The sequence below is a fragment of the Pseudarthrobacter sp. NPDC092419 genome, assembly GCF_044755045.1.
Lineage (GTDB): Bacteria > Actinomycetota > Actinomycetes > Actinomycetales > Micrococcaceae > Arthrobacter.
This window is the reverse complement of the sequence record NZ_JBIVQF010000001.1, coordinates 286,449-307,765: the sequence shown is the minus strand read 5'-3', so window position 1 is coordinate 307,765 and position 21,317 is coordinate 286,449. Positions and strand designations below refer to the sequence as shown.

Here is a 21,317-nt window from a genome sequence, read left to right as displayed (position 1 = left end):
GTCCATGGTGTTGGGCTCCGGCCGGCGAGGGCGGTCCGCGCCGCGGGCAGGGCCCCTCCGCGGGGCGTCCGAGGGATCGCTGGTCATGGTCCCAGAATAACCTACGTTCGAGTAAGTTACCCAGCGGTAACAAGAGTTTCGGGCTGCGGGCCTCGACAGGTGGATGGCGGCGGCTGCCGCGGACGGTAGCCTAGGATGTGCAAAGTGCCGTCAGCAAGGAAGTCAGGTGAGTGGACGCGTGGAGTTGCCCGGGTTCCTCTACGGCTTCTACGAGCGGCGGCTCCTGAAGGACTTGCCGCGTGACCGCATTCCGCGGCACATCGGGGTCATGGTGGACGGCAACCGCCGCTGGGCCAAGCAGTTCAACGCACCCACCAGCCAGGGCCACCAGGCCGGAGCGGACAAGATCCACGAGTTCCTTGGCTGGTGCCAGGAGCTGGGTGTCAAGGTAGTCACGCTCTACATGCTGTCCACGGACAACATGAACCGCTCCAGCGAAGAGCTGGACCTGCTGATGGGCATCATCGCCAACACCCTGGACCGCCTGGATGAGGACGCGGATCTTTCCGTCCACGCCATGGGTGCTCCGGAACTTCTTCCCGGCTACCTGGCCGAGCGCCTGAACAAGTTGACCGCCCGGACCCCGGTGAAGGAAAAGATCCACGTCAACGTAGCCGTGGGCTACGGCGGGCGCCGGGAGATCGTGGATGCCGTCCGCGAACTGCTTCACGACGCCGTGGCGCGGGGTGCGGATATCTCGGAACTGGCGGACAGCCTGTCCGTCGAGGACATTTCACGCTTCCTTTATACGCGCGGCCAGCCGGACCCGGACCTGGTCATCCGGACCTCCGGTGAGCAGCGGCTCTCCGGCTTCCTGATGTGGCAAAGCGCCTACAGCGAGTTCTACTTCTGCGAGGCCCTCTGGCCGGCATTCCGCAAAGTCGATTTCCTGCGCGCCCTCCGGGACTACGCCGGCCGGCAACGCCGCTTCGGGTCTTGACCGTCCCCGGGCGAGGCGTCCCGGGTTCATCCTGAGTTCACACGAAGGACAGAAGAATCGCCGTCGGATGTATGCGGAAATTCCGGAGCCTGGATTTACGTTGTATCCATCAGCAGGCAAACCGCCGGCTGATCGGGGAGGCCAGTACATGGAGCGAATCATCGCACCGGTTGTATGGGAGGCCGGATCCGGCCTCGTGGCCGAACCGCCTCACCCATAACAAATCCGGGCTGAAGCCCGGGGCTGGAGTCGATGTGGCTACTTCTGAAGCACTGTCCACGGTCCTTTCCGACCAGGCAGGAAAAGCTACCTCTCGCGCCATGCGAGCCACTTCTGAATCCGGCGCGGCACCAGACGCTGCGGCCGGTTTTGTTGTTTCCGGAGGGGACGCCGTCATCCATACGTTCGTGATCGACACCTCTGTCCTCCTGTCCGACCCCCACGCCCTGCTGCGCTTCGCAGAACACGAGGTCATCGTCCCGGTGGTGGTCATCACCGAGCTCGAAGCCAAACGGCATGACCCCGAACTCGGCTTCTTCGCCCGCAAGGCCCTCCGTCTCCTGGATGACCTGCGCGTCAAGCACGGCGGCCTCAACCAGCCCATTCCCATCGGCGACGGCGGTTCCCTCATGGTGGAGCTGAACCACATTTCCGCAGAGGTGCTTCCGCTGGGGTTCCGCAGCGGGGACAACGACAGCCGCATCCTCGCCGTCGCCAAGAACCTCGCCAACGAGGGCAGGAATGTCACCGTGGTCTCCAAGGACCTGCCCATGCGCGTGAAAGCTTCCGCCATGGGCCTGGCCGCGGACGAGTACCGCAATGAACTGGTCAAGGATTCCGGCTGGACCGGGGTGGCCGAAATCGAAGCAACGGAAGAGGAAATCTCCACCCTGTACGGCCACGAACCCGTCTTCATTCCTGCGGCAGCCGAAATGCCGGTCAACACCGGCCTGGTGCTCCTCTCAAACCGGGGCTCGGCCCTGGGCCGGGTAGGCGCGGACAAGCAGGTCCGCCTGGTCAAGGGCGACCGCGACGTGTTCGGCCTCCACGGGCGCTCCGCAGAACAGCGGCTGGCCATCGACATGCTGATGGACCCCGCCGTGGGCATCGTGTCCATCGGCGGGCGCGCCGGCACTGGCAAGTCCGCACTGGCCCTCTGCGCCGGCTTGGAGGCAGTCCTGGAGCGTCGCGAGCACCGCAAGGTCATCGTGTTCCGGCCGCTCTACGCCGTGGGCGGCCAGGAGCTTGGCTACCTGCCCGGCTCCGAATCCGAAAAGATGAATCCCTGGGCGCAGGCGGTGTTCGACACACTGGGCGCCCTGGTCAGCCAGGAGGTTGTGGAGGAGGTCATGGACCGGGGAATGCTGGAGGTCATGCCGCTGACCCATATCCGCGGCCGCTCGCTGCACGATGCGTTCGTTATCGTTGATGAGGCGCAGTCCCTGGAAAAGAACGTCCTCCTCACAGTCATGAGCCGCATGGGGCAGAACTCCAAGATCGTCCTCACCCACGACGTCGCCCAGCGCGACAACCTCCGTGTCGGCCGCCACGACGGAATCGCCGCCGTCGTCGAAACCCTGAAGGGCCACCCGCTCTTCGGCCACGTGACCCTCACACGGTCCGAGCGCTCGCCCATCGCTGCCCTGGTGACCGAGCTCCTGGAGGGCTAGGACGACTTCAGGAAACTGGCCGCTGCATCGTGCCCCTGGACGTGCAGCGGCCAGTCCGGCCGGCGGAACGATTCCGGGGTCACCCGGACATGCTGGAGGGTTTCCACCACGCCGCCCCACTCCCTTCGGGAGACGCCGTTGGGTTCATACCCCAGCGCGCGCGAGACACCCAGGGAGGACCCGTTCCACTCCGCCGCGTCCGACTCGGCCACCTCCGCGCCCAGCCAGTCGAAGGCATAAAGCACGACGGCGGCGCGCATCTCCTTGCCCAGGCCGCGGCCCTGCACGGACTGCCTGAGCCAAGAGCCGGTGGTGACAGTACGGAGGGTGCCGAAGTCCTTCGCCGCCAGGTCCTGGCAGCCAACGAAGCTGCCCTCGTGCCAGGCGCCCAACAGCAGCGTCCAGTTTCCCGGGGCCGCTTCGGCGCGGCAGCGCCAGTACCAGCGGGCCATGTTCGGCCCCAGCTGGTCTGGCGGCAGCGCAGTCCAGGGGTTGCTGAACGGATTCCGTGCAGGGTCGTGGATGCCGCTGGCAGCTGCCGCCACGGCCGCGGGAATGTCCTGGTCACGGATCGGGCGCAGCTCCAGCCGGGGAGTGGCGAGCTGAAGGCCGAAGAGGGGCCAAATGGTGGATAGGTCGCTCATCCGCGAAGCCTAGCCGATGTTCCCCCACCGGAGTTGTCACGTCCGGGCGCAGGCAACATATCCACACTTGCGGTGCCAGTGCTGCGGGAGGCGCACCGGTTCCAGTAGCATCCGAGGGGTGATCGGAGAACTCGGCGACCTGTGGCGGCACACTCCTGTGGCCTTTTGGCTGGTGCTTGCCGCCTGCGCCTATTTCGCGGTGATGGCGGTGCGGCTCACGGTCATCGACATCCGGCACCACCTGTTGCCCAACAGGATCGTGTTCCCGTCCTACGCGGTGGCCGGGGTCCTGCTGCTGGCCGCAGCGCTGCTGGCAGGACCCGCAGACGGGTTCCTCGGAGCACCGGCCGTCCGTGTGGTGGCCGGCGCTGCAGTGTTGTGGCTGTTCTACTTCGTGCTCCGGCTGGTTTACCCGCCAGGAATGGGTTTTGGCGATGTCAAGCTGGCAGGCGTGCTGGGCATGTACCTGGGCTATCTTGGCTGGTCGCACCTTTTTGCCGGGACGTTCCTGGCCTTTCTCCTGGGCGGGCTCTGGTCGCTGGCACTCCTGGCCAGCCGGCGCGGCAGCCTCAAGTCCGACATCCCCTTCGGGCCGTTCATGCTTGCCGGCGCCGCGGCGGCTATGCTCCTCCCCGCCTAGCCTCCGCAACTCCAGCGAACGACGGCGGCCGCCCGCCTTCGCCGGGGAAGGTGGGCGGCCGCCGTCGTACTTTGTGTGTCCTCCGGGGAGAAAAGGGGCTAGGCCTTGTGGGCCGGGGAGGTCATGGTGGTGACGTCCAGTGCCTTGTCGAGGTCGGCCTCGGAGACCTGGCCCTCGCCGTCGCCGACGAAGCCGAGCTTCTCGGTGGCCTGGCGGACCGTGAGGCCCTCCGCCACTGCGGTCTTGGCGATCTTGGCGGCGTTCTCGTAGCCGATGAACTTGTTCAGCGGCGTGACGATGGACGGAGATGCCTCGGCGAGGAAGCGCGCGCGCTCCACGTTCGCCGTGATGCCGTCGATCATCTTGTCCGCCATGACGCGGCTGGTGTTGGCCAGCAGGCGGACGGATTCCAGCAGGTTGGCGGCCATGACGGGGATGCCGACGTTGAGCTCGAACGCGCCGTTGGTGCCGGACCAGGCGATGGCTGTGTCGTTGCCGATGACCTGGGCGCAGACCATGATGGAGGCCTCGCAGATCACCGGGTTGACCTTGCCGGGCATGATCGAGGAACCGGGCTGCAGGTCAGGGATGGCGATCTCGCCGAGGCCGGTGTTGGGGCCGGAGCCCATCCAGCGGAGGTCGTTGTTGATCTTCATGAAGGAGATCGCGATGTTGCGCAGCTGGCTGGAAGCCTCGATCAGGCCATCGCGGTTGGCCTGGGCCTCAAAGTGGTCGCGGGCCTCGGTCAGCGGCAGGCCGGTGTCCGTGGCGAGCAGTTCGATGACGCGCTCGGGGAAGCCGGCCGGGGTGTTGATGCCCGTGCCCACGGCGGTGCCGCCCAGGGGAACCTCGGCGACCCGGGGGAGGGAGGCGTTGATGCGCTCGATGCCGTAGCGGACCTGTGCCGCGTAGCCGCCGAATTCCTGGCCGAGCGTCACCGGGGTGGCGTCCATAAGGTGGGTACGGCCGGACTTGACGACGTCCTTGAACTCAAGGGCCTTGCGTTCCAGCGACTCGGCCAGGTAGCCCAGGGCGGGAATGAGGTCGTTGATCAGTGCCGAGGTAGCGGCAACGTGCACGGACGTGGGGAACACGTCGTTGGAGGACTGTGAGGCGTTGACGTGGTCGTTCGGGTGGACCACCTTGTCGCTGCCGGCGGCCTTGAGCGAGCGGGTGGCCAGCTCGGCGAGGACCTCGTTGGTGTTCATGTTCGAGGACGTGCCCGAACCGGTCTGGAAAACATCGATGGGGAAATCGCCGTCGTACTTGCCCCCGGCAACCTCGTCGGCTGCTTCTGCGATTGCCTTGGCCAGCTCGCCATCGAGCACGCCCAGTTCAGCGTTGGCCAGGGCGGCAGCCTTCTTGACCCGGGCCAGCGCCTCAATGTGGGCACGTTCCAGGGTCTTGCCGGAAATCGGGAAGTTCTCCACTGCCCGCTGCGTCTGCGCGCGGTACAGTGCGTTCACGGGGACGCGGACTTCGCCCATCGTGTCATGTTCAATGCGGAACTCTTCAGTGGAAGTCATGGGGCTAGCTTAGGACGCACCCGGGCCGCATCGAAAACCGTGAAGCAGGTGCTGCGGGCGGCCCGACGGACCGCCCGCAGGACTGCCTAGAGCTCGCCGATTCCGGAAACGAGGTGCGCCCGGCCGTCGGCCAGGCTGTAGGAAAGGCCGATCACCGCGGTGCGCCCCTCCCCGATTGCGTCGGAAATCACACGAGAGCTGTCCGCCATGCGCTGGGAGGTCTGCTTGACGTGTTCCACCACCATGTCGTTGACGTCGGTTTCGTCGTTGCGCAGGGAAGTCAGCACGGAGGGCGTGATCCGCTCCACCAGGTCCCGGATGAAGCCGACCGGCATCTCGCCGGTTTCCACGGCAGTCTTTGTGGCCGTCACGGCACCGCAGCTGTCGTGCCCCAGGACCACGATCAGTGGGACGTTCAGGACGCCGACGCTGTACTCCAGGGAGCCGAGGACGGCGTCGTCGATCACCTGGCCGGCGGTGCGAACGACGAAGACGTCGCCCAGGCCGACGTCGAAGATGATTTCAGCGGCAAGCCGGGAGTCCGAGCAGCCGAAGATCACCGCAAACGGGTTCTGGGTTTCCACCAGCGATGAGCGGCGGGAGGCGTTCTGGTTCGGATGCGAGGATTCGCCGTTGACAAAGCGTTCGTTGCCTTCGCGCAGGCGGCGCCAGGCGAGTGCCGGAGTCAGGTAGGTAGTCACCCTGCTTATTTTAGGGCGTGGGGCTGGCCCCAGGGGAACTTATGACGGGCGGGTTGCTGTCCATGGATTCCACGACGGCGTCGGCCAGCACCGCGAATTCGTCAAGTTTGGCCTCGCCGGAGAGGATGACGGTGGTTCCGCGGTAGTCGAGGACCATGGACTTCGCGCCTTTTCCGGTGTCCCGGAGTTCCCAGTCCTGGCCTCCCGCTGCCCGGGTTCCGGTAACGGGGGCGTTGCGGGTCTGCTGCAGGAGCCAGGTGGGGTTGGCTTTGGCAGTCTGCACGAGGCCGATGAAGGACTCCTTGGGGGTGAGGAAGCCCACCTCCCAGGTGGGTACCCCGCTGGCGGTCCCGGCTTCCCAGCGGGCGTAGTTGGGCCGGTACCCGTCGCCGGCCTCCGGCGCGACGGGTGCGAACCCCGCCACGTCGGCGGCGTTCCGGGCGGTGGCGGCCACATCGACGTCCGGGCGGTAGCCGTCGGACTTGGGTGCGGGGTTCATGAGCACGATGGGCAGGAAGGCTGCGATGCTCAGCAGGAGGGCAATGCCCATGCCGATCACGGAGGCGTTGGCGCGCTTGGCCGCCGCGGCGGCGATGACGGGCTTGACGGGTGCGGCCGGTCGGGCGGCGTCGGGACCGGTGGGAGCCTTTTCCTGCATATCGTTCACCCTTCTATAGTCGCCCATGCCTCCGCCCAACTCATATTCGGGGTGGCCGGCACCGGCCGCCTGGCCAACCCGGAACGCGGGGGAGGGCCGCAGCCCCGCACATTGCGCCGCAGCGTCATCCGGGGAACGGCGGCGGGCGCCCCGACTATGATCGATACCAGAGGAATCACCGCGCTGCTGCACCGGCGGGCGGGTTCAATGATCGCCACTCGAAGAAGAGGTTCACGTGTCACCAGCGTCCATGACCCAGAAGTACTCCACGATCTCACCATCCCTTGCGGTGGGCAATGACGAGCCGGACCGCAACCTTGCCCTCGAGCTCGTCCGCGTCACCGAGGCCGCGGCCATTGCAGGCGGCCACTGGGTGGGCTTCGGCGACAAGAACACCGCCGACGGCGCAGCAGTGGACGCCATGCGCTCTTTCCTGCAGACCGTCCACTTCAACGGCGTCGTGGTTATCGGCGAAGGCGAAAAAGACGAGGCTCCCATGCTGTTCAACGGTGAGCGCGTGGGCGACGGCACGGGCCCCGAGGTGGACGTGGCCGTGGACCCCATCGATGGCACCCGCCTGACCGCGCTGGGCATCAATAACGCGCTTGCCGTCCTGGCGGTGGCAGAGCGCGGTTCCATGTTCGATCCCTCGGCGGTGTTCTACATGGAGAAACTGGTCACCGGTCCTGAAGCCGCGGACATGGTGGACCTCCGCTTGCCCGTGAAGCAGAACCTGCACCTGATTGCCAAGGCCAAGGGGGTCAAGGTCAACCAGCTCAACGTCATGATCCTGGACCGCGACCGGCACCGCCCGCTGGTGGAGGAGATCCGCGAGGCAGGCGCGCGCACCAAGTTCATCATGGACGGTGACGTGGCCGGCGCCATTGCCGCGGTCCGTTCCGGCACCGGCGTGGATGCCCTGATGGGCATCGGCGGCACTCCGGAGGGCATTGTCGCCGCCTGCGCCATCAAGTCGCTGGGCGGCGTCATCCAGGGCCGCCTGTGGCCCACCAGCGACGACGAGAAGCAGAAGGCCATCGACGCCGGCCACGACCTGGACCGCGTACTGTCCACCAACGACCTGGTCTCCAGCGACAATTGCTACTTCGCCGCCACGGGAATCACCGACGGAGACCTGCTCAAGGGTGTCCGCTACCCCAAGGACAAGGTCCTGACCCAGTCCATCGTGATGCGCTCCAAGTCCGGCACCATCCGGTTCGTGGACGGCGAGCACCGCGCGGACAAGTGGGAAGGCTACGCCCGCAAGGCCTGATCCCGGTTGCTCGTTCCACACGGTACGGCAGCCAGTCCCCGGACGCGCAACGGCGTTGTCCGGGGACTGGCGCGTTAATGCCTGGTATAGGGTTTAATTCATGAATCCTGCTGTTGTCCCCTGTACTGAACGCGCCCTCTGGGATGGCTACGTCGACAAGTTCGAGGGGCACCCGCAGCAGCTATGGGGCTGGGGCGAAACGAAGGCCATGCACGGCTGGTCCGTGGACCGTGTGCTGGTCGAAGACGGGGGCACCACCATCGGCGCCGCCCAGCTGCTCATCCGCCGGCTGCCCGTTCCGTTCCGCGCCCTGGCCTACATCCCGCGTGGGCCCCTGTGCGCGCCCGAGCACACCGGGACAGTCCTGGACCGGCTGGCAGAGCACGCCGCTGTCCGGCACCGTGCGGTGGCCCTGAGCATCGAGCCTGACTGGGACCGGGACTCCGATTTTGCTGCGGCCGTTTCCTCGGCAGGGTTCCGCGGGACGGCTAACACGGTACTGATTCCCCGCACCCTCATCCTGGACCTGACCCGCACGGACGATGAACTGATGGCGGACATGTCCAAATCCACCCGGGCCAACATCCGCAAGGCCATGCGCAGCGACGTGGAGTTCCGCAAGGTCCAGGGCGATGCCGAGCTTGAGCAGGTCCTCGCCGTCTACCACGAGACCGCGGACCGGGCCGGTTTCGGCATCCACGAGGATCAGTACTACCGCGACATCTTCCGGAACATGGGGGATGGGTCACCGATCATCGGAGCGTTCGACGGCGGCCGCCTCCTTGCCTTCGTCTGGCTCGCCAGGAGCGCGGCAACAGCGTTTGAACTGTACGGCGGCGTCTCGGCCGAGGGCCAGAAGCAGCGCGTCAACTACGGCGTCAAGTGGGCTGCGCTGCAGGCCATGCGGGAAGACGGCTGCAAACGCTATGACTTCAACGGGCTGCTCAACGACGGCATCAGCGACTTCAAGAAGCAGTTCGCCAAGCATGAAAACATGCTGATGGGCACCTGGGACAAGCCGCTGTCCCCGTTCTACCCGGCGTACTCCACGGCGATGCCACTGGCGCGCAAGGGACTGCAGGGGGCACGCCGGCTGCTCAAAGCCGCCACCGCCCGGATCCGTCCCGGCCGGTAAATCGCCCCGGTACCTACAGGCCGGTGGTCACGGCGAAGGCCAGCGCGGGTTCCGTGCTGCCGGCCGCGAGGTGGACGTTGACCGGCGCCTCGGCCGCAGGCAGGAACGCGCTGCCGCCCCGCCCGAGTTCCAGGTCGCCCTTGGGGGAATCCAGGTAGACAGCACCGGACACCACGATCACCACGGCAGCTCCGGACTGGGCGAGCGGCACGGGTCCGTCCTCCGGGCTGAGCTCAATCCGCTGGAGCTGGAACTCCTCGAACGGCGGCCGGAAGAGCTCCTGGTCCAGGACGGTGCGTTCGGCGTCGAGCATGGGTACGGCGACAGGTTTGAAATCGATGGTCCGGAGCAGTTCGGGCACGTCAACGAACTTGGGCGTCAAACCGCCGCGCAGCACGTTGTCCGAGGACGCCATGACCTCCACGCCCAGCCCGTGCAGGTATGCGTGCACGTTCCCGGCGGGCAGGTAGACGGCCTCGCCCGGCTGCAGTGAGATGCGGTTGAGCAGCAGGGAGATCAGGACGCCGGGATCGCCCGGGTACTTGCTGTCCAGGTTCACCACGGTGGACAGTTCGGCCTGGTAGGAAGCCAGCGGTGCGCCGGACTTCAGCAGGGACACCACGTGTGAGGTAGCTTCCGCAACGTCTTCCCCGCCCGTGATCAGCCGCCGGAAGGCACGCTGCAGCGCCTCGCTGTCGCCACCCTCGCCGTCACCGCCGCCGGACAGGTCTTCAAGCAGCCCGGACAGCACGACGGGAACCGGAATCCGGGCGGTGCCGAAGGACTGGACCAGGTGCTCAAGGATGCCCCGCGTGGCTGCCGCGGGCCGGAACCCGCACAGCGCCTCGAACGGGGTGAGAGCGAAGATCATTTCCGGCTTGTGGTTGTCGTCGCGGTAGTTGCGGTTGGCGGCGTCGGCGGGCAGGCCGGCGTCGTTCTCCCGGGCGAAACCGGCGCGGGCCTGCTCCAGGCTGGGGTGGACCTGCAGGGACAGCGGTTCCGCGGCTGCCAGCACCTTGGCCAGGAACGGCAGGCGGGGACCGAAGCGCGCCACGGAGTCAGCCCCCAGGAAGTGCTCGGGGTCCCTGCTGATCAGGGCGTCCAACGGGGTGTCGGTGCCGTCCTCCGGAACGTGAGCCACGGAGGGCGAGCCGGAATGCGCGCCGATCCAGAGCTCAGCCTCCGGCCGCCCTGACTCTGGCCGCCCCAGCAAGGCGGCAATCGCCGTCGTCGATCCCCATGCGTAGTCCCGGAGGACGTTCTCGAGCTGGTACAAGTTCTGTTCCGTTCGCTAGGTGGGAGGGCCGGCTAGAGCGGCGCGCACTGGCCGTTGGTGGCAACGAGCTGGCGGATGGCTTCTTCGTTGCCTTCGCTCTTGAGCTGGTCCAGCATCGCCTCGGTAATGGGTTCGCCGTCCGGCGTGGTGGTCACCGGCGTGAAGTCCGACGGCGGGGGAGACGGCTGCGCGGTGGCCACGTGGGCGGGGCTTCCGGCAGCCGGTCCAAGGCCGGACGCGCGGAACGCGGCCGCCTGCAGCCGGCCGCCGGGGGCCGCAGGCGCCACGATTCCGTCCCGCGGCGCCGCGGCGGGCTCCGCCCCGGCCGAGGCCGAGGCCAGCAGCTCATCCACGCGGCGGTGGATCTCGCCGAAGTCCGGTGTGGTGGAGAAGGACGCGTCAAAGTCCGGCGGGCCGATGGTAAGCCGCTTCACGTCCTGTCCCTTCGCCTTGATGGCAAGGTTCACGAAGCTGCCCAGCTGCGACGAGGAGATGTTGGACTCCACCACCTTGGTTCCGGCGTTGGCGATGTCCTCGAATTTGGCCAGCAGCGTGGTCGGGTCCAGCTGGCGCAGCATGGCCTGCTGGACACACTGCTGCCGCTGGATCCGCGCGTAGTCGTCCACGTATTCGCGGGACCGTCCGTACCAGAGTGCCTGCTCGCCGTTGAGGGTCTGCTCGCCCGCGGGGATCCAGCCCAGCGGTTTGCCGTGCGTCTGGGTGTAGTCGTCAAAGTAGCCGCTCATGGGTACCCAGCCACCGGCTTTGATGCGGATTCCGCCCATGGCGTCGATGAGGGAGGAGAACCCTTCCATGTCCACCAGCACGAAGGCCTGCACGGTCAGGCCCAGAGTTCCGGAGACCGCCTCCAGCGTGGCCTGCGCGCCGGGGTCGGCTACACCGGGGTAGAGGTCCGTGTGTTCGTTGGTGACCTCGGTGTTGATCGCGTTGATCAGGCATTCGTCGCCGCAGTTGTACCCCTCCGGGTAGATTTCGCGCATGGGCGATCCCTCGGCGAACTGGGCGTTCTGCAGGTTGCGGGGGACGGAGATGATGGCGGTCTGGCCGGTCTCGGCATCAACGCTGAGCACCGAGAGGCTGTCCGGCCGGCGGCCGGTGCGGTCCTCGCCGGCGTCGCCGCCCATCATCAGGAAGTTGTAGCGGCCATCCACCGGATCGATGGCCGGTCCGGACGAGAAGATGCTGCCGATGGCGTTCCGGCTGACGTTGAGCAGGTAGGCAGCGTAGCCGAGCGATCCGCTGCCCAGGACCATGGCTAAAACCAGGGAAACCACGACGGCGGGACGCATCGGCGGCCTGAGCAGCACAGGGCGGATGATCCGCAGCGTGTTGATGAACAGCACTGTCCAGCCGGCGGCCAAGGCCGCGAGGACCACGATGATCGCCAGTGATGCCACCGGGTTGCTCAGGATGTTGATGAACAGCGAACGGTTGACCAGGAGGAGCAACAAGGCCAGGATGAGCACGGCCCAGGCGGCGAGCGTTACGCGCAGCGCGGCCCGCCCCAGCCGGCGGTCACCGGCCACCAGCTGTGCGCTGCCGGGTACCAGGAGCGTCATGAGGACCAGGAGGAAGGCCCGCTTGGTGCGGACGGGCGCCGAGGCGCTGACCGGGTAGCGGACCGGATCCGTCATGCCGGTATCGGACGCGGAGTGCGGGACCTTGCTGCTGGACATGGGCGGGGTCCTAATGGCTGCCCCGGAGGCCGTTGCCTTCGGCGAAGACCTCGCTGACTTTCTGGCGGAGGCTTGCACCCTTGCGGCCGGCCACGGCGTTGAGGTCGGCGGCGAACTCCTGCAGGTCAGCGCGCAGGGAGCCCGCGAGTTCATCAGTGCCCGAAGCCAGCATCCGGACGGCGAGCAGGCCCGCATTGCGCGCGCCCCCGATGGAGACCGTAGCCACCGGCACCCCCGCAGGCATCTGCACGATGGACAGCAGGGAGTCCATGCCGTCCAGGGTCTTGAGGGGAACAGGAACGCCGATCACGGGCAACGGGGTGACACTGGCCAGCATGCCAGGCAGGTGGGCGGCGCCGCCGGCCCCCGCGATGATGACGCGCAGGCCGCGCTCGTGGGCGGTCTGGCCGTAACGGATCATCTCGGTGGGCATCCGGTGGGCAGAGACCACATCTGCTTCGAAGGGAACGCCGAACTCAGCCAGTGCTTCGGCTGCGGCTTCCATGACAGGCCAGTCGGAGTCGGACCCCATGACGAGTCCTACCAGCGGAGCGGCTGCGGAGTTTCCGGCGGCCTGGGGGTTCATGCGTTCTCCTCGAAAGTTGCTGCCGGTTCTTCTGCCGGGACCCGGCCGTCCCGGATGATGCCCGCCACCATGGCGGCGCGGTGGCGGACCGCGTCGACGTCCGCCGTCGACGGCCCGGCCAGGTTGACGTGGCCGATTTTCCGGCCCGGACGGACGGACTTGCCGTAGCAGTGCACCTTGGCCGCGGGCTCCGCGGCCAAGGCAGCGGGGTAGGCGGCAAACAGGTCCTGGTTGCCGCCGCCCAGGAAGTTCTTCATGACGACGACGGGGGCCAGGATGTCCGTGGCCCCCAGCGGAAGGTTCAGGACTGCGCGCAGGTGTTGTTCGAACTGGCTGGTGACCGAGCCGTCCTGGGTCCAGTGGCCGGTGTTGTGCGGCCGCATGGCGAGCTCGTTGACGAGGAAGCCGGCGCCGGAGCCAGGGGTTTCGAACAGCTCCACGGCCAGCACACCGGTCACGCCCAGCTCCGCGGCAATGCGCAGGGCGGCGTCCTCTGCGGCCGCGGCAACTTCCACCGGAATGTCCAGGGCGGGGGCGATGACCTCGTCGCACACGCCGTCCACCTGGATGGTGTGGACCACGGGCCAGGCCCGGGCCTCGCCGTCCGGGGTGCGGGCCACCAACGCGGACAGTTCCCGGGCGAACTCCACCTTGGCCTCGGCCAGCAGCGGGCTCATGGCCTCAAACCAGTCCACGGTGTCCGCTGCGTCCTCTGCGGAGGAGACAATGCGGACACCCTTGCCGTCGTAGCCGCCGCGGGGCGTCTTCAGCACCACGGGCCAGCCGATGGCCTCGCCGAAGGCGACCAGGGCGGCGACATCGGCCACCGAGGCCCACTCGGGGTTCGGCAGTTCCAGCCGGTCGATCGCTGCCCGCATGACCAGCTTGTCCTGGGCGTGCACCAGGGCGTCGGGGCCGGGCTGGATGTTGACGCCGGCTTCCTGCAGCGCCCGCAGGTGCGCGGTGGGAACATGTTCGTGGTCGAACGTCATGACGTCCAAGCCCTGCGAAAACTCAAGGAGGGTCTGCAGGTCCTTGTAGTCGCCCACGGGCGAGGAGGACACTGCGGAGACCGCGGAAACATCGTCGCCTTCGGCAAGGACACGCAGCTCGAAGCCAAGAGCCGTAGCTGCCGGGGCCATCATTCGGGCGAGCTGTCCGCCGCCAACCACACCTATCACTGGAAAAGTCACATGGGCCAGCCTACCCAAGAGTGCCGGTTTCCCGCCTTCCGGGAACAGCAATGCCGCGGAATTTCCGCAGGGCGCTCCTGCAGCGCTGCTTTGTCGGGGCTGTCCCCGGGTTTGGGGGCTAAAATGGGCCTTCGGCCTAGTGGCCCTTTAGTTCGTACGGCCATGGAGGGTCATGTTTAGCTCACTTGCAGATCGGGTCCGGGGCCTTGCCTCGCTTTTTTGGCGCGAGGTGGCCAAGTTCGGTGCCGTCGGCGGTGTGGCGTTCGTCATTGATAACGGCCTGACCTACTACCTGATGCACGGGCCGATGTCGGACAGTGAAGCCAAGGCGCGCTTTGTCGGCGCGTCCGTGGCCACCATCTTTTCCTGGATCGCCAACAGGCTGTGGACCTTCCGGCACCGCCGCCAGGCCAACGTGGCGCGCGAGTTCCTCATGTTCGTGCTGATTAACGGCATCGGAATCGGCATTTCCACCGGCTTTACCGCGCTGGCCAAGTACGGCATGGGAATTACGGACAAGAACATGCTGTTCTTCGCCGGAGTGGCAGGCATCCTGGTGGCCACCGTGGTGCGGTTCTTCGCGTACCGCTTCCTGGTGTTTAACAACGAACTGGACGCCGAGCCCGAGTTCTCCCACGACCACGAACTCATTGAACTGCACCCGCACCGCGAGCACGCAGCGGCCGCCGAATCCCAGACCGGTGTGGAGGAGACCCGCTGACTTGCGGGATATGGCCTTAGCTACCGTGGATGCGTTCGGCAGTCAGCAGCTTGTCCGTCAATGCCACGTCTGCATGGGTGAGCACCACTGAACCCTCGCGCTCCCAGGCGCCAAGGGCATTGGCCAGCGCCGGTTCCAGGCCGTCCGCGGCCGCTACATGGAGCCTCGCGCCGTCTTCGTGCCCGGCAGCGAAACCGGCCAGCAGGTCCCGGTGCCGGTACTCGGTGCCGTCCGCGCCCATCAGCGCCCGCGAATCGGGGTCCGGGTCCGAATGCGCCATGAATACGTCCCCGTGGGAGCGCACTTCCGCGGCGTAATCAAGGCACCCGGCCGCCAGCTCACCCGGCCAGCGCATGGCAAGCGCGGGAAGCGCGACGGCGATAATGGCCTCGTGCGTCCCGTCTGCTGCCTCGGGGCGGCTGGTGGCCAGGAACTCGGCTTCTCCGCCACCGAGCACGGTTTCCAGCCCAACCTGCCAGCCGGCCAAGGCCCACACCAGGGCCTTCCAATGCGCGGGCAGGTCCAGCCGGAGGCGCATCCCGGGTTCTGCATCCAGTTCGTCCTGCAGGAGGTTGGCGGTCTTGGCCACCCAGTTGTCCAGCACCCGCCCGGAGAGCTCCACCCGCTCGGAGTCCGGCCCGTACCAGGTCAGCCGTGGTGCGGTGGCGTTGCCCGAACGGAGCCGGGCCATGAGGTCTCTCGCGGGAATAGTCATGGTTCCATCCTGCCACCCGTCCCGGGCGGGGTCACGGCACGGGAGCGGGGAATTTGCGCATCCCGCGGGGTGTGATCTTGGTCTCATCCGCTGACGGGCCGGGCCAGCCGGTCGACGCGCCGACAAAGTCCGGGCGTGGCGTGCATCCGTAAATGGGGAGGCATTGATTATTATCCCGGGACGGCTTGACTCGCCCTAGTTACACACGTGTAATTAGAGATCTAAGGCAACTGCCTAATTGCCGGCACACAACCGAGTGTCCACGCAGAAGGGCAAGCGCCGCAACACAGGAGGGTCGCCACATGGGGCAGGCAGAGCTTATCCAGGAAGATGCCGCAGTAGCCGGTCAGGCCACGGCAAAATACCGGGCGCGGGGGGTGCCGGGGGATTGGTATATCGATCCCGCCGACCCCCACGCTGCCGAGCGGTTCAACAGGAGCGCGGGAGGGGCCCTGGAAGACCAGGCCACAGCGTTCCTGGCCGCCCACGAGGCCTTCCTGGACGGAGGCGATGAACCGGAGGACCATCTGGATCCGCCCATGGAGCTTGCCTCAGGCGCGGGCCAGCCCGTGTGGATCGGGCTGCCGCTCCAACAGGATTTCGACGATGAAGGCGAACTTGGCTGGCAGACCGACGCACTGTGCGCCCAGACGGACCCGGAGGCGTTCTTCCCCGAAAAGGGAGGGTCTACCCGCGACGCCAAGAAGGTTTGCGGCGCATGCAACGTCCGCTCGCAGTGCCTGGAATACGCCCTGGCCAACGACGAGCGGTTCGGCATTTGGGGAGGCCTGTCCGAGCGTGAACGCCGGCGGCTGAGGAAGCGAGCACTCTAATTCACCAGGAAGTACACGTTACCGCCGTTGTGGTCGCACACAACGGCAGTGACTATCTCCCCAGAACACTGGCAGCCCTGGCGGACCAGACGCGTTCGGTGGACCGTGCCATCGGCGTGGACGCCGCGTCCTCGGATGATTCGCTGCTCCTCCTGGAACAGTCGCTCGGGCGGCCGAACGTCATCAGCACTTCCCGCGCCAAGGGCGGCATGGGCGCGGCCGTTTCCGCCGGGCTCTCTGCCCTCGCCCCCTGGTCCGGCACGCCTGAGGCGCGCGCCGAATGGATCTGGCTGCTCCACGACGACGCCGCGCCGCACCCTGACGCCCTTGCAGAGCTGCTGGGCGCCGTCGAACGTGCACCGTCGGTTACGGTAGCCGGCTGCAAGCAGCTTGACTGGCATGTGGCGCGCCGCCTGGTCGACGTCGGACTCTCCACCAGCCGCTGGGCGGAACGCCTGACCCTCATCGATGCCGAGGAAATGGACCAGGGCCAGTACGACGGCCGGAGCGACACCTTTGCCGTGAACTCGGCGGGCATGCTGGTGCGCCGCGACGTCTGGGAACAGCTCGGAGGCTTCGACCCTGCGCTGCCGGGCAGCGGCGACGACGTCGATTTCTGCTGGCGCAACCGCCTCGCCGGGCACCGGGTGGTGGTGGTGCCCAGCGCCCGGATGTACCACGTGGCCCATCGCCCCCACGGCCTGGGCAATCCCGCGGCTGCAAGGAAGGCCCAAATCCACCTGCGGCTCAAGCATGCGCCGCTGTGGATGGTTCCCGTGCATGCCGCGGGCGCATTCATCGGCAGCCTGGTCCGCCTGGTCTTTGGCGTGCTGGTCAAGGAGCCCGGACACGGGTTTGGCCAGATGCTCGCCACCTGGGCTGCGCTGGGCCGTCCCCGCGCCATCGTCAGGGCCCGCGCTGCCGCACGCAGGACGCGGCGGATCCGGCGCTCGGTGATCCGCAAACTGCAGACGCCCCGCCGCGAGGTATGGAGCCACAGGCGCTCGCTGGTGGAAGCCTTCGGCTCGGACACGGCGGGCGACGACCTCGAACAGGATCCCCTGGCGCTGCAGCCCAGCGGTGACTCCTCTGATGACTTCGCGGCTCTGGCCACCACCCGGCGGGGCTGGGTGGGAAACGGCGCCATCGCAGCCGCCGGCATCGCTGCAGTGGCGTCGGCGCTGGCCTTGGGCGGCCTTTTCCGCGCCGAGGCGGCCTCCGGCGGCGCCCTGATTCCCGCGTCCGCGGGCCTTGGGGAGATCTGGCACCACGCCTCAAGCTGGTGGGTCAGCCTCGGGTCCGGGCTGCCGGGCCACGGGGATCCGTTCGGTTACGTGCTGTGGCTGCTGGGGGTGCTGGGCGGCGGGGACGCCAACGCGGCGCTCGTGTGGCTGTTGCTCCTGGGCGCGCCACTGTCCGCTCTGACAGCCTGGTTCGCCGCCGGAGCGCTCACCCGGCGCCGCCGGCTCCGCTTGGTGGCCGCGCTGTTTTGGGCGGCTGCCCCGGCGCTGCAGGTGGCACTGAACCAAGGACGTGTCGGGGCCCTGATTGCCCACGTGCTGCTTCCGCTACTTGTCCTGGCGCTCCTCCGGGCGACGGGATCAGTCGCCGGGCACGGCCGGTTTGCGCTGTCCGCGGCCGAGCCGCCTCCAGTTAAGCCCGGGGTCAACGGCACTCCGTCCTGGACGGCCGCGGCCGCTGCCGGCCTGGTCCTCGCCGTCGTTACGGCGTCGGCGCCATCGCTCCTGCTGCCCTCGGTGGCGGTGATCGCCTTGTGCGGCGCCGCACTCCGCCGCCGCGGTCGGACCCTGTGGTGGGCGCTGCTGCCCGCTGCAGCTTTGTTCATTCCATTCGGACTGTCCGTGCTGGACCGGCCGCGCGCGCTCCTGGCCGATCCCGGACTGCCCCTGGACTTCGCAGCGGCACCACTCTGGCAGCAGATGCTGGGACAGCCGCTGGAGTTCAATCCCGCGGCCGGGCTGCGCGGGCTCCCGCTGTTCCCGGACGGCGGGACGCCGTGGGCGCTCATCCTGGCACTCCTGGTGGGCCTGCCCATGCTGGTCTTTGCCGTGGCGGGACTTTTCGTTCCCAGCCGGCGATCGCTCCTGGCCCGGGCACTCTGGGTGGCCGGGGCCGTCTTCCTGGCTGGCGGATGGCTGGCCGGCCACGTCGCCACCGGGCTTAACGCCGACGCGCTGGTGGTGCCTTTTACCGGCCCGGCTGTTTCTGCCACGGCGGCGGCGCTGCTCGGTGCTGCCCTGATCGGAGCGGAGCACCTGCTGGCCAGGGCACACAGGTTCGACCAGCCTGGCCGGCGCCGGCTCGCGGCCAAATCCGCAGTGGCACTGGCGACGATTGCCCTCGTGGCAGGTCCGCTGGCCGGCATGGCGGCGTGGTCCGCCCAAAGTCTCCTCCGTCCGCAGAGCGCCGCCGCAGTGCCGGATCCCGCGGCTCCAGAGACTGCCGTCCAGCAGCCCGAGGCCACGCCGGCGGACTCGGGTCCAGGTCCGCTGGGAGCCGCGCCCCTGGTGGAGGCTTCCGGTACCAGGACGCTTCCGGCCACGGCTATCGACAGGGGCGCCGGCAGGGAACAGACACGGACCCTGCTGATCAGGTCCCGGCAGGACGGCGGGTTTGAAGCCAGCCTGGCCAATGGAGCCGGAACCCGCCTGGACAGCCTTTCCACCGTCGCGGCGGCACGGAGCATCATCGGTGCCCCGGGTTCGGAAACGGTGCGCGAGGACGACGCCGCCACTGCTGCCCTTCGAAGGGTGGTGGCCACCCTTGTGGCGGGGCAGGGCGTGGATCCGCGCAAGGACCTGGAACAGCTTGGCGCCGGTTTCGTGGTGCTGCGGTCGGCGGATACCGCCGCACAGTTGACGGCGAGCCGCCTGGATGCGGTTCCCGGCCTCGCCGCCGTAGGCCAGACGGACGTGGGCTGGTTGTGGCGGGTCACGCCGCTGAACCAGCCGGCCCTGCAACCGGCGGACATCACCCACCGGGTCCGGATCGTGGACGCCGAAGGCGCTGCGGTGGCCCTGGTGGCGTCAGGTACACAGGGGGTGGACGCACCGGTAGCGAAGGGTCCGGAAGGGCGCCTGGTGGTGCTGGCCGAGCGTGCCGACCCCGGCTGGAGCGCCTGGCTGGACGGTCGAAGGCTGACCGCCACCACCTCGGGCTGGTCCCAGGCCTTTACCCTGCCGCCGTCCGGCGGTCAGCTCACCATCAGCTACCAGAACCCGTGGGCCGTGTGGTCCGCCATAGGCCAGGGCGTCGTGATCGGCCTGACCGTGCTGCTCGCCATCCCCATGCCTGCCCGGCGCGTCAGGACCGGGCTGTCCCGGGATGAGGGCTCCCTGCGTAAGGAACACCAGAATGCATGAGCAGACCGACGCCCACGTGGCAGCGCAGAACAGCCCGGAGCCCGTCGAAACGCCGGCCAAGCCTAAAGAAAAGGCAAGGGGCGAACAGCGGGGGCGGAAGGCCGTCGTCGGAAGCGTGGCCTCGGCCCTGCTGGTCCTCGCCGGTGCCGGGGCTGTGGTGGCCGCTGGCTCGGTCCTGCCTCCGACGGCATCCAGCCGAACCGTGCCCCCCGCTGCAGCGGCCGTCCCGGCCGGGGCAACCCAGGGGGTCTGCGCCGGCCCCGCGCGCCTGCTTGAAGGCACCGAAGCAGGTACGGACCCACAGTTCAGTCCCGAATCGGCCACTGCCGCCACGTCCGTGACCGGCGCCGTGCTGAGCTCTGCGGGGGCGGTGCCGCCCAGCCGCCTGGCGGGGCTCGACGGGAAGACCGCCGTGGAACTGGCCAAGTCTGGTGAGAAGGCCCCGGAAGAAGGCGCGCAGAAACTCCTGGCCGGCGTGGTGGCCGCCCGCCCGGTCACCGGTCCCACAGTGCTGAGCGCTGATCCGCTGGCCAACCAACAGGCGTCGGCGGCCGGAGCCATGAAGTTTTCCGCCACGGACGGCGACCTCCAGGGCACCGCTGCGGCGAACTGCCTCAGGCCGTCGAACGACCAATGGCTCGCAGGGGCCAGCACCACCATCGGCCGCACCTCCGTGCTGGTCCTGACGAACGCCTCCTCAACCCCGGCAACGGTCAACCTGGAACTCTTCGGTAAAGCAGGCCGTATCCAGGCCCCCGGCAGCCGCGGCCTGCTGGTGGCCCCCAACACGACACGGTCCGTAGTCCTGGCAGGCTTGGCGCCCGCCGAAGCCCAGCTTGCCGTGCACGTGCGCAGCACTGGCGGCCCTGTGGCAGCCCTCATCCAGCAGAGCACCCTGCGCGGACTCACTCCTGGTGGCCTCGACTTCATCGCGCCGGGCGCAGCGCCCGCAGTGCGCCAGGTCATGCCGGGCGTGGATATCCAGGACCCGGCAGCAGTGGACTCGCTGCTGGGGAACGCCGGATATGAAGACGCGGGTCCTGTCCTGCAGTTGACCGTCCCTGGCCCGTCCGACGCCGTCGTGGAGGTCAAACTGCTGGGGCCGGACGGGGAGAAGGCGCTGCCCTCAGGGGGAGTCGTAACGGCCAAAGCCGGAGCAGTCACCGAGGTTTCGCTCGCCGGTGTCCCGGCCGGCCAGTACACCGTTTCCGCGTCTTCCGACGTGTCCTTCGTGGCCACCGCCCGGATGGCGCGCGGGCTGAAGGCGGGCAGCGCCTCGGACATGGCATGGGCCCCGTCGGGGCTGCGGCTGGGGAGCCAGCATGTGGTCTCCGTTCCGGCCGGCGGCACGCGGCGCCTGGTGTTCGGGGTCCTGGACACGCGGGCTACCATCACTTACGCGGCTATCACTGCGGACGGCAAAGTGCATGCGCCCGCATCGGCTGACATTGCCGGCGGGACGACGGCGGCGGTCACCGTGCCGGAGAAGGTTGGCGGCTCCGGAGTGCTGGGCTACGTGGTCTCGGCATCGGGCGACGCCGCCTACGGGGCCGTGCTGATGTACGGCGCGGACGGTCGCAATGATATATCCGCGCTGGGCTTGCTCCCGGCCGCGGCGGGCCAGGAAACCGTACCAGTGACCGTGGGCTACTGAGTGGTCCGTGAG

18 protein-coding genes are annotated in these 21,317 nt (G+C 68.0%); 9 read left to right on the top strand and 9 right to left on the bottom strand.

Translation table 11 applies throughout. From position 1 onward, the window contains the following. Positions 1-238: 238 nt before the first annotated feature. Positions 239-1,000, top strand: coding sequence for an isoprenyl transferase (locus tag ACIQC0_RS01375; RefSeq protein ID WP_377215511.1), 762 nt, complete (start codon positions 239-241; stop codon positions 998-1,000). A 254-nt stretch (positions 1,001-1,254) separates the two neighbouring features. Next, positions 1,255-2,670: a PhoH family protein gene (locus tag ACIQC0_RS01370; RefSeq protein ID WP_377215306.1), complete on the top strand. Its 1,416-nt coding sequence runs from the start codon at positions 1,255-1,257 to the stop codon at positions 2,668-2,670. Here the strand turns inward: ACIQC0_RS01370 and ACIQC0_RS01365 are convergent. Continuing rightward, entirely contained in the window at positions 2,667-3,314 is a 648-nt protein-coding gene (locus ACIQC0_RS01365) for a GNAT family N-acetyltransferase (protein WP_400532265.1), read from the bottom strand. The genes ACIQC0_RS01370 and ACIQC0_RS01365 overlap by 4 nt on opposite strands. A gap of 118 nt (positions 3,315-3,432) precedes the next feature. On the opposite strand from ACIQC0_RS01365, the gene ACIQC0_RS01360 reads away from it, so the two are divergent. Further along, positions 3,433-3,954, top strand: a complete 522-nt coding sequence (locus tag ACIQC0_RS01360; RefSeq protein WP_377215308.1) for a prepilin peptidase — start codon at positions 3,433-3,435, stop codon at positions 3,952-3,954. Between the two features lie 98 nt (positions 3,955-4,052). Here ACIQC0_RS01360 and ACIQC0_RS01355 read toward each other — a convergent pair whose 3' ends face one another. The 3 genes from ACIQC0_RS01355 to ACIQC0_RS01345 all read right to left on the bottom strand — a co-directional run bounded on the left by ACIQC0_RS01355 (position 4,053) and on the right by ACIQC0_RS01345 (position 6,839). Then, the gene (locus ACIQC0_RS01355) at positions 4,053-5,480 is read right to left on the bottom strand and encodes a class II fumarate hydratase (RefSeq protein WP_400532264.1); all 1,428 of its coding nucleotides are present in this window, start codon (positions 5,478-5,480) and stop codon (positions 4,053-4,055) included. A gap of 86 nt (positions 5,481-5,566) precedes the next feature. Continuing rightward, entirely contained in the window at positions 5,567-6,181 is a 615-nt protein-coding gene (locus tag ACIQC0_RS01350; RefSeq protein WP_377215310.1) for a carbonic anhydrase, read from the bottom strand. Positions 6,182-6,191: 10 nt separating this feature from the next. After that, on the bottom strand, positions 6,192-6,839 hold the full coding sequence (locus ACIQC0_RS01345) for a DUF4245 domain-containing protein (protein WP_377215311.1): 648 nt from the start codon (positions 6,837-6,839) through the stop codon (positions 6,192-6,194). Positions 6,840-7,089: 250 nt separating this feature from the next. Between ACIQC0_RS01345 and glpX the strand changes: the two genes are divergently transcribed. Both glpX and ACIQC0_RS01335 read left to right on the top strand, forming a co-directional pair. Then, a complete protein-coding gene (glpX, locus tag ACIQC0_RS01340; protein WP_377215512.1) occupies positions 7,090-8,112 on the top strand; it encodes a class II fructose-bisphosphatase in 1,023 nt (340 codons plus the stop codon). Positions 8,113-8,212: 100 nt separating this feature from the next. Further along, complete coding sequence (locus tag ACIQC0_RS01335) at positions 8,213-9,247, top strand: lipid II:glycine glycyltransferase FemX (RefSeq protein ID WP_377215312.1); 1,035 nt, start codon at positions 8,213-8,215, stop codon at positions 9,245-9,247. 13 nt (positions 9,248-9,260) lie between these two features. Here the strand turns inward: ACIQC0_RS01335 and manA are convergent, their stop codons facing one another. From manA to ACIQC0_RS01315, 4 genes are read right to left on the bottom strand one after another with little or no spacing between them, the layout of a single operon-like run. Beyond that, positions 9,261-10,523, bottom strand: a complete 1,263-nt coding sequence (manA, locus tag ACIQC0_RS01330) for a mannose-6-phosphate isomerase, class I (RefSeq protein ID WP_400532263.1) — start codon at positions 10,521-10,523, stop codon at positions 9,261-9,263. A gap of 32 nt (positions 10,524-10,555) precedes the next feature. Continuing rightward, positions 10,556-12,220 (bottom strand): LCP family protein, encoded by a 1,665-nt coding sequence (locus ACIQC0_RS01325; protein ID WP_400532262.1) that lies wholly within the window; start codon positions 12,218-12,220, stop codon positions 10,556-10,558. 10 nt (positions 12,221-12,230) lie between these two features. Further along, complete coding sequence (gene purE / locus ACIQC0_RS01320) at positions 12,231-12,806, bottom strand: 5-(carboxyamino)imidazole ribonucleotide mutase (protein WP_377215315.1); 576 nt, start codon at positions 12,804-12,806, stop codon at positions 12,231-12,233. After that, on the bottom strand, positions 12,803-13,999 hold the full coding sequence (locus tag ACIQC0_RS01315) for a 5-(carboxyamino)imidazole ribonucleotide synthase (RefSeq protein ID WP_400532261.1): 1,197 nt from the start codon (positions 13,997-13,999) through the stop codon (positions 12,803-12,805). The genes purE and ACIQC0_RS01315 overlap by 4 nt, the downstream gene beginning before the upstream one ends. A gap of 172 nt (positions 14,000-14,171) precedes the next feature. On the opposite strand from ACIQC0_RS01315, the gene ACIQC0_RS01310 reads away from it, so the two are divergent. Next, complete coding sequence (locus ACIQC0_RS01310) at positions 14,172-14,720, top strand: GtrA family protein (RefSeq protein WP_377215317.1); 549 nt, start codon at positions 14,172-14,174, stop codon at positions 14,718-14,720. Between the two features lie 16 nt (positions 14,721-14,736). On the opposite strand, the gene ACIQC0_RS01305 is transcribed toward ACIQC0_RS01310, so the two are convergent. Then, positions 14,737-15,435 carry a TIGR03089 family protein gene (locus ACIQC0_RS01305; protein ID WP_400532260.1) on the bottom strand — a complete coding sequence of 233 codons (699 nt, stop codon included), beginning with the start codon at positions 15,433-15,435 and terminating at the stop codon, positions 14,737-14,739. Positions 15,436-15,737: 302 nt separating this feature from the next. Between ACIQC0_RS01305 and ACIQC0_RS01300 the strand changes: the two genes are divergently transcribed. From ACIQC0_RS01300 to ACIQC0_RS01290, 3 genes are read left to right on the top strand one after another with little or no spacing between them, the layout of a single operon-like run. Beyond that, on the top strand, positions 15,738-16,268 hold the full coding sequence (locus ACIQC0_RS01300) for a WhiB family transcriptional regulator (RefSeq protein ID WP_377215319.1): 531 nt from the start codon (positions 15,738-15,740) through the stop codon (positions 16,266-16,268). Positions 16,269-16,297: 29 nt separating this feature from the next. After that, on the top strand, positions 16,298-19,651 hold the full coding sequence (locus ACIQC0_RS01295) for a glycosyltransferase (protein ID WP_400532259.1): 3,354 nt from the start codon (positions 16,298-16,300) through the stop codon (positions 19,649-19,651). Continuing rightward, positions 19,644-21,305: a DUF5719 family protein gene (locus ACIQC0_RS01290; RefSeq protein ID WP_400532258.1), complete on the top strand. Its 1,662-nt coding sequence runs from the start codon at positions 19,644-19,646 to the stop codon at positions 21,303-21,305. The genes ACIQC0_RS01295 and ACIQC0_RS01290 overlap by 8 nt, the downstream gene beginning before the upstream one ends. The last annotated feature ends 12 nt before the right edge of the window (positions 21,306-21,317 follow it).

What these genes read in the sequence shown, in the direction of transcription:
- ACIQC0_RS01335 (WP_377215312.1), top strand. Translation starts at nt 8,213, where the DNA reads ATGAATCCTGCTGTTGTCCCCTGTACTGAACGCGCCCTCTGGGATGGC.
- ACIQC0_RS01305 (WP_400532260.1), bottom strand. Translation starts at nt 15,435, where the DNA reads ATGACTATTCCCGCGAGAGACCTCATGGCCCGGCTCCGTTCGGGCAAC.
- ACIQC0_RS01345 (WP_377215311.1), bottom strand. Translation starts at nt 6,839, where the DNA reads ATGCAGGAAAAGGCTCCCACCGGTCCCGACGCCGCCCGACCGGCCGCA.
- ACIQC0_RS01310 (WP_377215317.1), top strand. Translation starts at nt 14,172, where the DNA reads ATGTTTAGCTCACTTGCAGATCGGGTCCGGGGCCTTGCCTCGCTTTTT.
- ACIQC0_RS01300 (WP_377215319.1), top strand. Translation starts at nt 15,738, where the DNA reads ATGGGGCAGGCAGAGCTTATCCAGGAAGATGCCGCAGTAGCCGGTCAG.
- ACIQC0_RS01365 (WP_400532265.1), bottom strand. Translation starts at nt 3,314, where the DNA reads ATGAGCGACCTATCCACCATTTGGCCCCTCTTCGGCCTTCAGCTCGCC.
- glpX (WP_377215512.1), top strand. Translation starts at nt 7,090, where the DNA reads ATGACCCAGAAGTACTCCACGATCTCACCATCCCTTGCGGTGGGCAAT.
- ACIQC0_RS01355 (WP_400532264.1), bottom strand. Translation starts at nt 5,480, where the DNA reads ATGACTTCCACTGAAGAGTTCCGCATTGAACATGACACGATGGGCGAA.
- ACIQC0_RS01290 (WP_400532258.1), top strand. Translation starts at nt 19,644, where the DNA reads ATGCATGAGCAGACCGACGCCCACGTGGCAGCGCAGAACAGCCCGGAG.
- purE (WP_377215315.1), bottom strand. Translation starts at nt 12,806, where the DNA reads ATGAACCCCCAGGCCGCCGGAAACTCCGCAGCCGCTCCGCTGGTAGGA.
- ACIQC0_RS01325 (WP_400532262.1), bottom strand. Translation starts at nt 12,220, where the DNA reads ATGTCCAGCAGCAAGGTCCCGCACTCCGCGTCCGATACCGGCATGACG.